The organism is Halomonas sp. DP8Y7-3 (genome assembly GCF_019801675.1).
GTDB lineage: Bacteria > Pseudomonadota > Gammaproteobacteria > Pseudomonadales > Halomonadaceae > Halomonas > Halomonas litopenaei_A.
In genome coordinates, this window is record NZ_JAHVIO010000004.1 from 161,250 (window position 1) to 176,283 (window position 15,034).

At 63.0% G+C, this 15,034-nt stretch carries 6 protein-coding genes; 5 read left to right on the forward strand and 1 reads right to left on the reverse strand.

What is annotated here, in order from left to right:
• Nucleotides 1-222 precede the first annotated feature (222 nt).
• The 5 genes from KUV86_RS05925 to KUV86_RS05945 all read left to right on the forward strand — a co-directional run bounded on the left by KUV86_RS05925 (nt 223) and on the right by KUV86_RS05945 (nt 13,412).
• The gene (locus tag KUV86_RS05925; RefSeq protein WP_261395922.1) at nt 223-846 is read left to right on the forward strand and encodes a histidine phosphatase family protein; all 624 of its coding nucleotides are present in this window, start codon (nt 223-225) and stop codon (nt 844-846) included.
• Between the two features lie 585 nt (nt 847-1,431).
• Nucleotides 1,432-2,694: a capsule biosynthesis protein gene (locus KUV86_RS05930; protein WP_222484049.1), complete on the forward strand. Its 1,263-nt coding sequence runs from the start codon at nt 1,432-1,434 to the stop codon at nt 2,692-2,694.
• A gap of 49 nt (nt 2,695-2,743) precedes the next feature.
• The gene (locus KUV86_RS05935; protein WP_222484051.1) at nt 2,744-4,450 is read left to right on the forward strand and encodes an LTA synthase family protein; all 1,707 of its coding nucleotides are present in this window, start codon (nt 2,744-2,746) and stop codon (nt 4,448-4,450) included.
• On the forward strand, nt 4,447-12,108 hold the full coding sequence (locus KUV86_RS05940) for a type I polyketide synthase (RefSeq protein ID WP_222484053.1): 7,662 nt from the start codon (nt 4,447-4,449) through the stop codon (nt 12,106-12,108). The genes KUV86_RS05935 and KUV86_RS05940 overlap by 4 nt, the downstream gene beginning before the upstream one ends.
• Nucleotides 12,105-13,412, forward strand: a complete 1,308-nt coding sequence (locus tag KUV86_RS05945) for an aminotransferase class I/II-fold pyridoxal phosphate-dependent enzyme (protein WP_222484055.1) — start codon at nt 12,105-12,107, stop codon at nt 13,410-13,412. The genes KUV86_RS05940 and KUV86_RS05945 overlap by 4 nt, the downstream gene beginning before the upstream one ends.
• A 439-nt stretch (nt 13,413-13,851) precedes the next feature.
• Here KUV86_RS05945 and KUV86_RS20055 read toward each other — a convergent pair whose 3' ends face one another.
• Complete coding sequence (locus KUV86_RS20055) at nt 13,852-14,946, reverse strand: glycosyltransferase (RefSeq protein WP_222484058.1); 1,095 nt, start codon at nt 14,944-14,946, stop codon at nt 13,852-13,854.
• Between the last annotated feature and the right edge of the window lie 88 nt (nt 14,947-15,034).

Sequence of the window (15,034 nt, forward strand, 5' to 3'; positions counted from 1 at the left end):
TGAGCGACCCATCCCTGAATCAGGCATTCGATGTATCGAGAATAGCTGAATTGGGGCAGACATCGCAGTGGGGGTTTCCACGCTAAGGGCCACGCTGATGAAAGCTGACGATGCAGCCTGTTCTACCAGCGCCTATGCTGTTGGGTGACACGGCGATGTCACAGACGCTCGCCTACCGCACGCCGTTTCGAGGCAACGCCTCTTGCAGCGGGAGCTACGCTCATGGCAGACGCCACTACAGTGGCTCTTCCTCACTGCCACAACCACTATCTGGTGATGCGCCATGGACATAGCCAGGCCAATGCCAGAGGACTGATCGTGTCTTCCCCCACCCACGGCTGCGAGGGCTATGGCCTGTCTGCCAAGGGCGAGGAGCAGCTGCAGCACCGACTCGACAGCTGGCATCTAGCGACACCGACACATATCGTGCACTCCGACTTTCTGCGTACCACCCAGACCGCCGAGCACGTCGGCGCGTATTTCTCGCTCACGCCCACGCCCGACCAACGGCTTAGAGAGCGTTTTTTCGGTGATCTCGACCAGGGTCCGGATAGCGCCTACGCCTCTATCTGGAGCCACGATGCCGAGAACCCCCATCACCACCTTCAAGGCTGCGAGAGTGTCGCGGACGTTGTCCAGCGTATGTTCGCGCTGATCATCGACCTGGAGGCCCGCTTGCACCACCAGACCATCCTGCTTGTCAGCCACGGCGATCCACTGCACATCCTGCTGACAGCCGCCAGCGGGCAGCCACTGTCGGCACATCGTGACCAGCCGCCGCTGGCCCCGGCAGATATCCGTCCTCTGATAGTGGGCGCCGATGCCGCTGGCACCGCCTCCTCCTGATGCCCTTTCTACGGGTCCCTGACGGGCGGTCGGCCCTCGCCGGTATGTCTCCCACGTAACCAGCACCTTCCCCGACCGGCAGCCCTGTCAGGCTCCTGGCTGTGCACAACACTGTGGACGACACAGAGATGTCCTGTGGAAAAGTCGCAGAAGCACGATCAACGCCTATCCAGGCCGACAAAAGTTGTGCAGCCATCGGATAGAAGCAGCGACTGTCATGGATCTCGTACTTTTAGCGCCCGATTCTGCGAAGTTCGTACCAAATCGTCACTCGCCCGCATGATATGTTGCGAACCACACCTCTATCTCTCAGAGGCATCGCTCTCAGAGGCATCGCTCTCAGATGCCTCAGCCTCGGCGCAGCCAGCCAAGGCGTTGTGGTCGCTGCCAGGCGTTTCACTGACACAGGACTTTATTGGCTCGCATGATGGAACCCACGTCTCAGCACCGCGGCTTAGCGGTGGATGGCCAATCATCGCGCGCCTTGCTGTTGTCGACGAGTCACTGCCAGGACACGAGCGATCATCTCGCCCTCGGGCTGCGCCACCGATTAGAGCGGCCTAGCAGGTTAGGGGTGCCCAACCAATGACGCTGCTCAGGACTCGCCAGTTCCTGCTGCTACAGGGCCCCTGCTCACCGTTCTTCACACAGCTCAGTCGTGAACTGCTGGAACGTGGTCACGGCGTGCATCTGATAGACCTGTGCGGAGGTGACCTGATCTACCGCTGGCGGCTGGGCAGTCGTCGGTTTCGCGGCGGGCTAACGGACTTCACGTCACAGATAGCCACCTGGATGAGCCAATGGCGGATCACCGACCTTGTGGTTTTTGGTGATCAGCGCCCACATCATCGAATAGCGATCCAGGCTGCCCGGCAGCTTGCACTGCGCGTCCAGGTGTTTGAAGAAGGCTACCTTAGACCCCACTGGATCACCTTGGAGCCGGATGGCGTCAACGGCTGCTCCCAACTCCCCAAGGACCCAGACTGGTTTGTGGAAGCCGCCGCCAGGCTTGGCCCACCGCCCCCTGCACAACACAGCCTCAGTCCCTTCAGGGTGCGTGCCACCCATGACGTTCTCTACCACCTGGCCGGGCTCTCCAATCCACTGCTGTTTCCCGGCTACCGCGGCCACGCTCCCGTCAGCGCACCGCGCGAATACGCCGGCTATCTACGGCAACTGACGCGCAAGCGTCTTGAGCGCGCCAGCGAAGCTCATCGCCTAAGGGCGTTTCTTGGCCATCCTGGGCCTTATTTTGTGTTGCTGCTGCAGCTGGACAGCGATGCGCAGATTCGCTGTCACTCAGACTATCCCGACATGGTCAGGGTACTGCGCGAGGTACTGCTGTCCTTTGCTCAGTTTGCTCCTCCCGACGCTCGTTTGCTGGTCAAGAATCATCCCCTCGATCCGGGATTGAGCGGCCTTCGTCGGCATACCCAGAACATGGCGAGGGAGTGGCAGATCGATCATCGCCTGCTGTTCATCGAGGGCGGGGACCTCAATCACCTGCTGCCCGCCGCCCAGGGAGCCATTACCGTCAACAGCACCTCGGGCTTTGTGGCGCTGGAAAATAACTGCCCTCTACTTTCCCTCGGGAATGCCATCTACAACCTGCCGGGCCTGACGCTATCTCGACGTCGGGTACCAGCGGACTTCTGGCATGCACCGCCCCGCCCAGACGGCAAGCTATTCCAGGCACTGAAAACAACATTGCTCCATACCGTTCAGCTCAACGGCAGTTTCTACTGCCGCCCAGGCATCGCACTGGCGGTCCACCACAGCACCCGTCGCCTCTGTACCGAACGCTCTCGACTAGAGGAGTTGCTGTCATGCGTGCCATGCGCTGCGTAAGCCTTGGGTCAGCCGCGAGGAGCCGAGGGCTCGGCCAGGATGTCCTGTCATGATGACCTCCGGGCTGGATACACAGATAGCGAGAACAGCACTGTGCCTGGGGCTGCTTGGTCTTCCCCTCGGCACGCTGCTCAGCCTCGCCCTGGAGGCTTCCGATGAACGCGCGCCATGGCGCCAACGCCCTGCGTCCGCCTGGCTGGTCCACATGGGCTCATGGGGTCTTGTCTATCTGCTCTGGCTGGCCTTGGTACAGCGCGGCATGCTGGCCATGGTCATCACCCTTACCCTGCAGTGGGTCGTTCATCGCAGCCACCAGGCCAAATGGCAGAGCCTGAAGGAACCCTTCCTGCTGCAGGATTTCGAGTACTTCCTGGACGCGGTGCGTCATCCGCGACTGTATTTGCCCTTCTTCGGCATCACGCTGGCCATATCAGCGACCCTGGCAGGCCTCTTGGCCATCGCGGCGTTCTGGTGGCTGGAGCCCAGCCTGATGTCCATGCTTGGCCCTCAGCAGAGCGTGCTGTGGTGGCTTTTCCTGGCCCTGGCGCCGTCAGCCGCCTTGGCGCTGGGCCTGTCGCGTTTGCCTGGGGCCAGCCTGGATCCTGTGGCCCATCACCGCAGACTGGGGCTATGGGCAGGCTTCTGGGCCTTCGCGCGCTATCCAGACACCCCGATCGATGTCTCCCGCGCCCCCATCTCATTGCGCCAACCTCGACGGATGCACTTCAATCAGCCGTCGATCCCGCTGTCTCAGCACACGCCCCCCTTCAGGCCGTCGGTGGACAACCTGCCTCACCTGGTCATCGTCCAAGGGGAGTCGCTGTTCGACCCTCGTCCCTGGTATTCCCAGGTTCCTGCTGAGGTGCTCTCCCACTGGGACCATCTTTGCGCCAGCGCATTGGCCCATGGGCGCCTTAGCGTGCCCGCCTGGGGCGCCAATACCGTGCGCAGCGAGACCGCCTTTCTCTGCGGGCTGAGCGCTGACGCCCTTGGCATGCATCGCTTCAATCCTTACCACCAGCTGGCTCGCCAACAGGTCCCCAGCCTGGCCAGCGCCTGCTCTCAGCTCGGCTACCGGACCCTGGTGCTTCACCCCTATCCGGCCAGCTTCTATCAGCGGGACAAGGTGATGCCGAGGCTAGGCTTTGATGTCTTTGAAGATCTCGACAGCTTCCGGCACGAGCGTCGCGACGGCCCCTACGTGGCCGATGCAGTACTGGCTGAGCGTGTCGAACGGGCGCTCCAGGATCCCGATCCCCGGCCATTGATGGTGTTGGTGATCACCATGGAAAGTCATGGGCCCTTTCTGCTCGAACCTATGCCATCGCCGCTACGTTGGCTGACTCCAGACAGCAGGCGTCCGGACAAGGTAAGTCACGAGCTGGACATCTATCTGCACCATCTGGCGAATATCGACGCCATGATCGGCCACCTCGCCGAGGCACTGACAGGCCAGTCGCGACCAGGACTGCTCTGTGCCTACGGTGATCACGTGCCTATCTTGAGCGCCAGCTATGAATGGCTCGGTGATCCAGATGGCAGAACCCCCTTTCTGCTATGGAGCCCCCAGGGCGCCAGTATTGACCCACAGCCACCGGTGACGGAGCTCACCGAGCTGGCCGATGGCGTGCTGGATGCCGCCTCGGCCCTGGCATATCAAGATGCCGAACGACGATCGTCCGCATCGCCGCACTTCTCGCACGGCATTTCTCCCAACGTGTCTGGCCGCGTACGTCGGCAGAAGGAGTCGCCATGACCCGGCGTGTCGCCATTATCGGAAACGCAGTCCGCTTTCCCCAACAGCCCGGCGAGTCTCTATGGCAGAGCCTGCTGGCCGGGCGAGACCTGGTCACGCAGGTGCATCCCTCGCGCTGGGATGCTCGTCGTTTCTATCATCCGCAGCGAGGCTCGCTGGGGACCAGCGTCAGCATGGCCGCCGGGTCGCTCGGGGACATCAGCGGCTTTGATGCCGACTTCTTCGGCATTTCCCCCAGAGAGGCTGCCACCATGGACCCGCAGCAGCGTGTGCTGCTGGAATTGACCTGGGAAGCCCTTGAGCACGCCGCTATTCCGGTATCGACACTGAAAGGAACGCGCTGCGGGGTTTACGTGGGGATTTCCAGCCCCGACTTCGCCTATCGGCACGCCGGTGACCTGGCGTCACTGGACAGCCTGTCCGCTACCGGCAATACCTTCAGCATCGCCGCCAATCGGCTGTCTTACCTGCTGGACGTCACGGGCCCCAGCATGGCCATCGACACCGCCTGTTCGTCATCACTGGTGGCGTTTCACCAGGCGTGCCAGGCCATCCGCAGCGGTGAGTGTGACTCCGCCTTGGCCGGCGGAGTCTGTCTGCATCTCCATCCCTTCGGTTTCATCGCCTTCTCGCGTGCAGGCATGCTGTCCCCTCGCGGCCGTTGCCGCGTCTTCAGTGACGAGGCGGACGGCTATGTGCGCGCGGAAGGCGCCGGGGTCGTCGTGCTCAAGGCGCTCGACCGGGCGCTGGCCGACGGCGACCCGATCCTGGCAGAGGTGGCGGCGACCGGCGTCAATACCGATGGCCACAAGAGCGCACTTACAGTGCCGAGCGCCGACGCTCAGTCGCGTCTGCTGACCCAGGTCTATGCGCGCGCCGGAATCGCGCCGGACCAACTCGACTACCTGGAAGCGCATGGCACCGGCACCCCCGTGGGCGACCCCATCGAGGTGTCCGCTATCGGCGAGGCACTCGGCAGGCATCGCTCAATGCCCCTTCCTATCGGCTCGATCAAGAGCAACATTGGTCATGCCGAGACCGCCGCGGGCATGGCCGGACTCTACAAGGCCCTGGGCTGCCTGAACGCCCGCCGCGTTCCGGCCACGATCGGCATTGAACGCTTGAATCCTGCCTTGCGCCTGGATGACCACAATCTGGAGGTCGTTCGTCATACCCGAACGCTGGCTGCCAGTGGCCCGCTGACCATCGGCATCAACAGCTTCGGCTTTGGCGGAGCCAACGCCCACGTCGTGCTGACCTCACCACCACGCCAGACAGCGCCTACCCAGGTTGCCGTGGCAACTCATCCAATGCCCAACGCACAGCGCTGGCCGCTGGTACTGTCCGCCCATGACGAGCAGGCCCTGGCGGCGCGGGCCGCTCAGCTTGCCGACCACCTTGAGCACCATCAACCAGCGCTGGAGGCCCTGGCCTGGACCCTCACCCAGCATCGTGAACGGCTAAGCCACCAGGCCATCGCGTTGGTCAGTGATCACGAGCAGGCCATGACGGCGCTGCGCCAGCTGGCGGCTACGCCAGCATCAGGGGGCGACGACTCCCCCGATGTAGCGCACAGCGCTGCCGGCCAGCCGCCAGCGGTGTGGCGGCAGCCGCGTCTCGCGGCCCCCCTCGGGCCCGTCTTTGTCTACACCGGCAACGGCTGCCAATGGTTAGGCATGGGGCGAGAGCTTTTTAGCAGCAGTAGCGTCTTCCGGGACGCCATCGCCAAGGTCAGTGACTGCTTTGCACCCCGCGGTGGGTTTTCGCTGCTCACCTTGCTGGCCGAAGGCGACGATGCTGAGCTGCTGGACGACACCCTGGTGGCACAGCCGGCTCTCTTTGCGCTACAGGTCGGCGTGACCGAGTGGCTGCGTGCAGCGGGCATCGCACCGACGGCGGTGACCGGCCACAGCGTAGGCGAAGTGGCCGCGGCCTGGGCCTGTGGTGCCCTGTCACTCAGCGATGCGGTAGAGGTGGTATTCCAGCGCAGTCGCCTGCAGAGTCTGCTTCGCTACCGGGGCGGCATGACGGCCATCGCTTGTCAGTTGGACGATATAGCGCCCTGGTTGGAACAGCCTCGCTTCGCTCCCCTTGATCTGGCGGGGGACAATAGCCACGGCAATATCACTCTGGCAGGACCGCTGGCAGCGCTGACGGAGCTGGAACATGAGCTCTCCGCCGCCGGTATTCGTCATCTTCGCCTGCCGCTGGACTATCCGTTTCACAGTGCCTTACTGGACGAACTGGAACCCTCGCTGCGTGATGCACTGGGAGACCTGGCCCCTACCCCACCCCAGTTGCCGATGATCTCGAGTGTCAGCGGAACGCTGATCGACGCTCCGCTGGATGCTGGCTACTGGTGGCATAATCTGCGCGCCCCGGTAAGGTTTCGCGAGGTCCTCGATGTCCTTGTGGAGCGCGGCGACTCGGTGCTGCTGGAAGTCGGTGGGCATCCGCTGTTGAAACGCTATATCGAGGCCCAGTACCGGCTGCACGGTCAACCGGTACTGCATGTCACTACCCTGGCGCGCACCAAAGATGCCTCGGCGACACTCGAAGAAGCCTCCGCTAGGCTGTGGCTCAGTGGCGTGCAGGGCAGCTTCGCCGCCTGGTTTGGCCGACGCTATGCTCCCGTGGAGCTGCCACCCTACCCCTGGCAACGTCGCCACCACTGGCCCCGCCCAAGCGGCTGGGGCGACCACTCGCTGATCGCTCGAGAAGAGCATGTGCTGCTGGGCTACCGCCCAGATCCTACACTGGCCGTGTGGCATCAACGCCTGAGCACTGCCACGGTGCCGTCGCTCGCAGACCACCGTGTCGGTGGCACGCCGGTACTCGCTGCCGCGGCTCAGGTCGAGATGGTGCTGGCCGCCGCTGCCGCACTCGAGGATTCCGCCTGTATCGAGATCAACGATCTGGAGATCCTCGCACCGCTGGTACTGGAGGACCCATTGGGACGTCTGACCCGGCTGGACGTGGATGCCCAGCGTCGTGTCAGCCTGCAGACCCGAGGACTCGACGAGGCAGATCGGTGGACGCCACAACTGACGGCACGCCTGGCACCAAGCTGCCTGGGGCGCACGCTGCAGGAGCCAACTCCCGAGCTACCCGACTCCCCTTCCCAGCTTAGCGGCGAGCAGCATACCGAGCTCACCCAGACCATGGGACTGGACTACCACGGTGACTATCGCTGCCTCGAGCATATCTGGTGTCAAGGTGAGGAGGCCGTGGCCACGCTGGCCATGGTAGAGGACGACACCAACTGGGAGTTGCCTCCCGGTCTACTCGACGGCGCCCTGCAGCTGTGTCTTCCCTTGCTGGGAGAACCCCAGAAACGTGGATATCTACCCGTGCGACTGTCGCGCCTTCAGTTTCGTCGCGGCTCAGGCCAGCCGACACTGGCCAGAGCCGTCATACGTCGGCGCTCCCCCCATTCCTTCACCGCCGACCTATGGCTCTACAACGCCGGTGGCTGTGTTGCCGCCCTTGAGGCGGTGCGTTTTGCCGCCACGCCCTTGCCACGAGGAGTCTCTTCTAACGACACAGTCAGTGTGGAACGACTGACATCGACCCTGGTCCCCGCGCCACTCTCGCCGCAACCGATCGGCCAGCACGGCAGCCGTCTAGCCGCTCAGCTCGAGGAGCTGATCAACGGCCGCTACGGACTTGTGCTGGAGGAACTCAGCGTGTTGCTGAATCACCTCTGCGATCGCTGGCTTGCACAGGCCGCCGGCCAGGCTGTAGCCAGCGAGCCGAGGACAGAGCAAAGCGTCGGTATCACAGAAGACAGCGTGGCACACCGGCTCGAGGCCTTGCTCCCGACCACGCGCCCCGTCTCAGGGGATGACTCGCCAGAGCCCCCGTGCCAGCACGAAGCGCAGCTTTCGGCCGCCGCGTCCGGCGAAGATGAGCAACCTGCGCCCGTCGCGCTGTGGCGACTACTGCTGGCGGAATATCCTCAGCAACTGGCGTTGCTAGGCCCGCTTGGACGCCTTGGCCAGCACCTGCCGTCGCTGCTGGCCGGGACGCGAGAGGTCATCGACGACCTGACTCTGGAACAGCTCCAGCCTGCCGCGGCCAGTCTGATGGATGACGCTCTATGGGAGGTACTGCATCAGCAGGTCCGTGCGCTGGTCGACACGCTGCACCAGGAGCTTCCCTCGTCTCAGCCTGTACGCCTGGTGGAGGCGGGGATGGCGGCCCCACGCCTGGCGGAGGCGCTGCTGCCTGTGCTTCAGCCTAGCCGCATCACGCTGCAGATCTGCGTCTCGGACGAGCTTTCGCGCCAGCGCGCCCAACGCCTGATCGACTCCAACAGCGCCATATCGTTGGCGACATCCACGGCCGGGCCTCCGGCTCAACTGGCTTGGGTGGTCACCACACCCCTCGATCTCGATGCCAGCTTGAAGGCCATCGATCAGGCCAGGGCCCGTCTGGCCGAACAGGGACAGCTGATCATCCTGGCGCCCCCTCCCACCCGCTGGTGGCAAGCCCTGGGTGTACTGTACCCAACCGCTCGTCCGGCCCGACACGACGCCATATGTCGGTATCTCATCGACCATGGCTTTGACATTCTCAGCCCACCCTCACGTACGGGTGCTCATCAACCGGCGATCATTCACGCCGTACTGACAGAGCCCAACACGGCAGAGGCCGCTGCCAACTCCTCACCGGCACTCTGGCTCATCACCGATCAGCGTAGCCAACAAGCAGCGCAGCGCCTGCTGCCGCAGCTAGGGCAAGGAGAAGGGAAAGGGGAAGGGGAAGGAGCAAACCAAGCACACTGCCTGATGCCACGTTGCCTAATGGATAGTGACCTGGCGGCTGAGCTTGAACATCTGACCAGTGACGAGCGCGCACGGGTTCATCTCGTCGACCTGCGCGGCCTGGCCACAGGCGATCACCCGGCGCCTCTTACGCCTGCTCCAGCCATCAGTGCTGAGCAAGAGCCCTGTCTCCCCCTCGAGACCCACCGTCGCTGTCTCGATCGGTTGGAACAGCTTAGCCAGCTCGCTCGATTGCCTGAGGTCGCAGCCATGACGCTGGTCACCTGCCAGCTGGCACCGCTGCTGAACGGCGCCACGCCAAGGTCGGCAGACGCGATGGGGTGCACGGCGGCTGACGAGATTGAGCAGGCCGCCGCCTGGGGACTGTGGCGCAGCCTGGCAAATGAACGACCGAAGGTTCGCTGTCGCGCCGTCGATATTGTCCTGACCGATGAAGCGCTGGAGACGCTTGGCCGGGCACTTGAGCAGGACGATGGCGAAGAGGAAACCGTGATCACTGCCCAGGGAGATCGCTACGCGGTTCGCGTGCGCCGATGGCCAGAGCTCCCCCCGGCTTGCGACAGGCCAGTGTCCGCGCCTGTGACGACCAGCGCGAACGACCAGCGCCTGACCATCAGCCATCCGGGACAGCTATCACGTCTGACCTGGCAGCCAGCGCTCACCAGCGGCCATGCGTCTGAGGCCCTCGACGCCGATCAGGTCAGGGTCAAGGTGCTGGCCACGGGACTGAATTTCCGCGATGTCATGTATGCCCTCGGCATGCTGAGCGACGAGGCCCTGGAACAAGGGTTCTCGGGCGCAGGCCTGGGGCTGGAGTTCTCAGGCATCGTTGAAGCCGCGGGCAGCGGTGTCGAGGAACTGGCGCCGGGAGACCTCGTCATGGGGCTCGGCTCAAACGCTTTCTCCTCCCGCCTGGTCACTGGTGCTAGCGCGTTGACGCGGATTCCTCCTGGCGTCGACCCCATCGCTGCCGCCGGAGTACCCACCGCCTTTCTGACCGCGTTCTACGCGCTGGAACATCTGGCTCGGCTCTCTCCGGGCGAGCGAATACTGATCCATGGTGCCGCCGGAGGCGTCGGCCTTGCTGCCATACAGATCGCCCAGTGGAAGGGAGCAGAGGTCTTTGCGACGGTAGGCAGCCCGGCGAAGCACGATATGCTAAGCCTGCTTGGCGTCACCCACCTGTACGATTCGCGCAGCCTGCATTTCGCTGAACAGATCCTCGACGATACCCAAGGTGATGGCGTTGATGTTGTGCTCAACTCCCTGTCTGGCGAGGCGATTCACCAAAGCCTGCGGGTACTGGCGCCGTTCGGTCGTTTCCTGGAACTCGGCAAACGCGACTTCTACCAGGATACGCCGATGGGGCTGAGACCCTTTCGCCAAAATCTGAGCTACTTCGGCATCGACTCCGACCAGCTGTTGTCCCATCGACCCGCTCTCGCCGGAAAGCTGTTGGGGCAACTGATGGAAGGCTTCCATTCGGGTGCTTTTCACGCCTTGCCATGTACCGTCTTCACTGCAGATCGCGTGGTCGATGCTTTTCGCCACATGCAGAAGGCCGCACATATCGGCAAGATCATCGTGACCGCCCCTGACACGGCCCACCAGAGCGAGCTACCGGACAGCGCTGTCGCCACCGCTCCCGCCTCTCACGTGATCAGGACAGGCGTTGAGCACAGCGACCACGAGCCGGGCTCACTGGCAGAGGATGAGGTCAGTTCTGGAGAACCTTGGCTCGATGCAGCCGGCTGCTACCTGATCACCGGAGGGCTATCGGGGCTGGGGCTGGTGACTGCCCAGCGACTGGTGGACTGCGGTGCCCGCCACCTGCTGCTGTTAAGTCGATCAGGCGCCAGCAGCGCCGAAGCCAAGGCGGCAGTCGATCGCTGGCATCGCCAGGGCATTACCGTGGAGACTCCCTGCGTGGACCTTGCCGATGGCACAGCGCTCGCGGCGCTGATCAAGGCCCCGCAACAGCAGCGCCCTCCCCTGCGAGGGGTCATCCATGCGGCGGCCGCCATCGATGACGCCTTGGTGCACCATCTGGAGCGCTCCCACCTGGAGACAACGCTAGGAGCCAAGCTGCTGGGGGCACTGCATTTGGATCACCTGACCCGCGACTGCCCGCTGCAGCTGTTCGTGCTGTATGCCTCCGCCACCACCGTTTTCGGCAGCCCTGGGCAGTCCGCCTACGTTGCCGCCAATACGGCGCTGGAAGCCCTTGCCGTGAGACGACGTCGGGCGGGCCTGCCCGCTACCTGCCTGAGCTGGGGCATCATCGAGGACACCGGCTTTCTCGCGCGCCATCCCTCCCTTCAACAGTCACTGGCCAAGCGCATGGGAGGCAGTCAGCTGCGTGCCAGCCAGGCGCTGGACCATCTGCAACAGGCCATCAACGAGGATATCGGGGTCGGCGCGGTGATTGGCCCCGTCGATGGCTTGCCCGCCCAGCGCCGCTTTGACGACCTGCGCCAGCAGTGGCAACGAACGGATAGCTCGGAAGCGCCTCTCCCCCACATCGACCTGGCGACCCTGGACGAAAACGAGAGGGTGGAGATCGTGGAAAGCGTGGTACGTCAGCAGCTCGCCAGCATCCTGATGCTCGAGCCGGAGCGGATCGACGGCCACAAGCGTCTCTCTGAACTGGGGTTCGACTCCCTAATGGGGGTCGAGCTGGTGACGGCTATCGATCACCAGCTGGGTGTAACACTGTCTCCCATGGCCCTGGCAGACGCTGCAACGTTCAAGCGCACCGTCAACCTGATCTGCGAACAGGCGATGGGCCCATCCGACACGGTACACGACGAGCAGACCCACCTGGCCCACCGTCACGGTGCCAGCGCGGAGGCCGAGAAGGAGGGGTCATGACGCCTGACGAACGCAAGGCATTCAAGGGACAATGGCTCGATCAGGCCAGGCGGCAGGATGCGAGCCACAGCGAGCGGCCTGGCCGCCAGGATGCCCACCCAGACCTCACCGACTTCAGCACGCTGGAAGGTTACCGCCAGATCAGCATGATGCGCTCACTCGCCAGCGGGGCAGGTGTCGCCAGCCCCTTCTTCCGCTGTCATGACGCCAGAGCGGGGGCCATTAGTCAGCTACAGGGCCGCGATGTCATCAACTTTGCCAGCTATGACTACCTGGGACTGGCAGGAGACTCCAGGGTCATCGCCGCGACGCGTCACGCTATCGAACGCTATGGGACCTCCGTTTCCGCCAGTCGCATCGTGGCCGGCGAACGGCCGTTCCACCAAAAACTGGAGAGCGCGCTGGCCCAGCACTATCAGAGCGACGATGCCCTGGCCTTCGTCAGTGGCCACGCGACTAATGTGTCCACCATTGCCATGTTGGTCGGGCCACGCGATCTCATCGTTCACGATAGCCTGATCCATAACAGCGTGCTCGTCGGCGCCAAGCTATCCGGGGCCACGCGCATGAGCTTTCCTCACAATGATCCCGACGCCCTGGATCAGCTGCTTCGACGCCACCGCCAACGTTTCGAGCGGGTACTGGTGGTGATCGAAGGGCTCTACGGGATGGATGGTGATACGCCGGACCTAACCCGATTCATTGCCGTCAAGCGTCACCATCAGTGCTGGCTCATGGTGGATGAAGCGCACTCACTAGGGGTGTTGGGAGCGACCGGAAAAGGGCTGTACCAGCATTGCGACGTACCTGCCGCCGAGGTCGATATCTGGATGGGCACGCTCAGCAAGGCACTGGCATCGAGCGGTGGTTACATTGCCGGCTGCCAACCGCTGATCGACACCCTGCGCTATCTGGCGCCAGGATTCCTTTACAGTGTTGGCCTGGCGCCACAGCTCGGGGCCCCAGCGATTCGCGCGCTTGAGCTTCTTGAGCAGGAGCCGTGGCGCGTCACCGCCCTGCAGCACAACGCTCAGCGTCTACTGGCAGGTTGCAGAGCGCTAGGACTGGAGACAGGACATTGCCAAGGCCATGCCATCATTCCCGTTATTCTGGGAGATTCGGCCAAGGCTACCCAGCTCTCTCACCGACTGCTGGAGGCTGGCATCAATGTCCAGCCAATTCTCTATCCCGCCGTGCCAGAGCGAAGCGCTCGCCTGCGCTTCTTTGTCAGTAGCGAACATACACACGAGCAGATCGACGTCACCCTGCAAACGCTGGGTGGATTGATGGCGACATCGTCATGAAATGGTAGTGATTGAAGGATCCTGACCTTTGTCCCAGCAACGGAAAACCAAAATGATCCAACAAAGAAGCCACCCAAGCCTGTGAGCAGCAACAGCGTGAATGGGGAACCATCAACGTAGGGAGAAGCAGTAGAGGAGAGAGAAGAAAGGGGGAGAAAGCGAGGGGAGGGAAAAAGAGAGAAGAGAGAAGAGAGAAGAGAGAAGAGAGAAGAGAGAAGAGAGAAGAGAGATTGAAGTGAGCTTCCTAGGCTTTGTCCGAAAAGTCGACGAGCGAAGGTTAGACAAGGCAAAAATTGGTGAGAAAGCGCAGTTTACGAGGTGTAAATGAGCATTTTGACCGGGCTGGCGTACCAGCCGATTTTTAACGCCGTATCACCAAGCGCAGGCACTTTTCGTACAAGCCCTAGTCAGGCAAGCCTTGAGTATTGCAAACACTTTCCTAGCATTGTCGCTCGCGCCAAAAGGCTTCGTGCCTCGCCGGGTTACCTATATCCGCGGCCTTTTCCACGGCACGTCTGGCCATGACCTGCATCTGTTCCGGAGACGTCAGCAACCGCTCCAGGGCTTCCTGCCAGGCGAGACCATCATCATCTACCAGCACACCATCCACGCCATCATCGACGATCTCTTGATATGGCGAACGGCGGCTGTAGACACCGACCCCTCCCATGCGAGCAATCTCGAGAAACTTGAGGTGTGACTTGGCGCTGTTAAAGGCTGATGGCCACAGCGGAGCAAGCCCTACGTGCAGGCGCGTCTGGCCGAGCCGTCGCCGATAGGCATGCCATCCCATGGGTGCAAGGATCATGACCTGCTTATGGTCGCGCAGCGGTTCAGGGGTAAATGCCCCCATCGCCACCTCCAGCGAGGCGCTGTCAAACGACGACAAGACATTGACGAGGGCTGGGCTGATCTTTGCAAGGTCCTCTCGGTGGGCTCGCGTACCGTGATATCCCAGCCGCCACTGCCCGTCACCTGGCAGCGGAGTCGCCGCGCCAGGCAATGAGCCTAGAGCCGGCGTCAACACCGTCACCGTCCCGTGGTGGCTACTGAGACGACGGGCCAAGCGTTCACTCGCCACCACGACTTCATCAGCCAGGGCCAATAGCCGTGGCACGCAATAGCGGGACAGCAAGGCCATACGCTCGCGATAGGGCGGCGGTAGGCTGGCATCCTCCGCGGCTGCCCCGATGTCATCGTCCAGCAGATAATGCAGACTCGCCAAAAGGCCACGCTGCGACTCGAGCAGCTCAAGCCAGGGGCGAGGCAGACTTCTGCAGACAATGACCTGTGCCCCGGACAACAGGCGCCCGAGCCAAGGCCAACATAGTCTGGGGGTCACCCATCGTCGAGTATTCAATCGAGTCACGTTGGCGCCGGCCTTGCGCAACCCGGGCGCCGCCGTCGCCATAAAGTAGATATCCTCAGTGGGCAGCGCACCATCGCTAAGCAATAGCCATCTTGCTCGGGCGGCGCTCAGGCTTCCCGTTGCATGGCGCCGCCCGACTGCGCCTGTCAGATCATCAGCTTTCACACGCTGGGTTCCCCCCCAGAAGAGCTCCAGCAGGAAATGCCACAACAGCCAACGTGCCCAGTGTCTCGCCTGGCATCGCCAAGCGCCC

Coding starts and splice junctions, on each gene's coding strand:
- KUV86_RS05925 (WP_261395922.1), top strand. CDS start 223: ATGGCAGACGCCACTACAGTGGCTCTTCCTCACTGCCACAACCACTAT.
- KUV86_RS05930 (WP_222484049.1), top strand. CDS start 1,432: ATGACGCTGCTCAGGACTCGCCAGTTCCTGCTGCTACAGGGCCCCTGC.
- KUV86_RS05935 (WP_222484051.1), top strand. CDS start 2,744: ATGATGACCTCCGGGCTGGATACACAGATAGCGAGAACAGCACTGTGC.
- KUV86_RS05940 (WP_222484053.1), top strand. CDS start 4,447: ATGACCCGGCGTGTCGCCATTATCGGAAACGCAGTCCGCTTTCCCCAA.
- KUV86_RS05945 (WP_222484055.1), top strand. CDS start 12,105: ATGACGCCTGACGAACGCAAGGCATTCAAGGGACAATGGCTCGATCAG.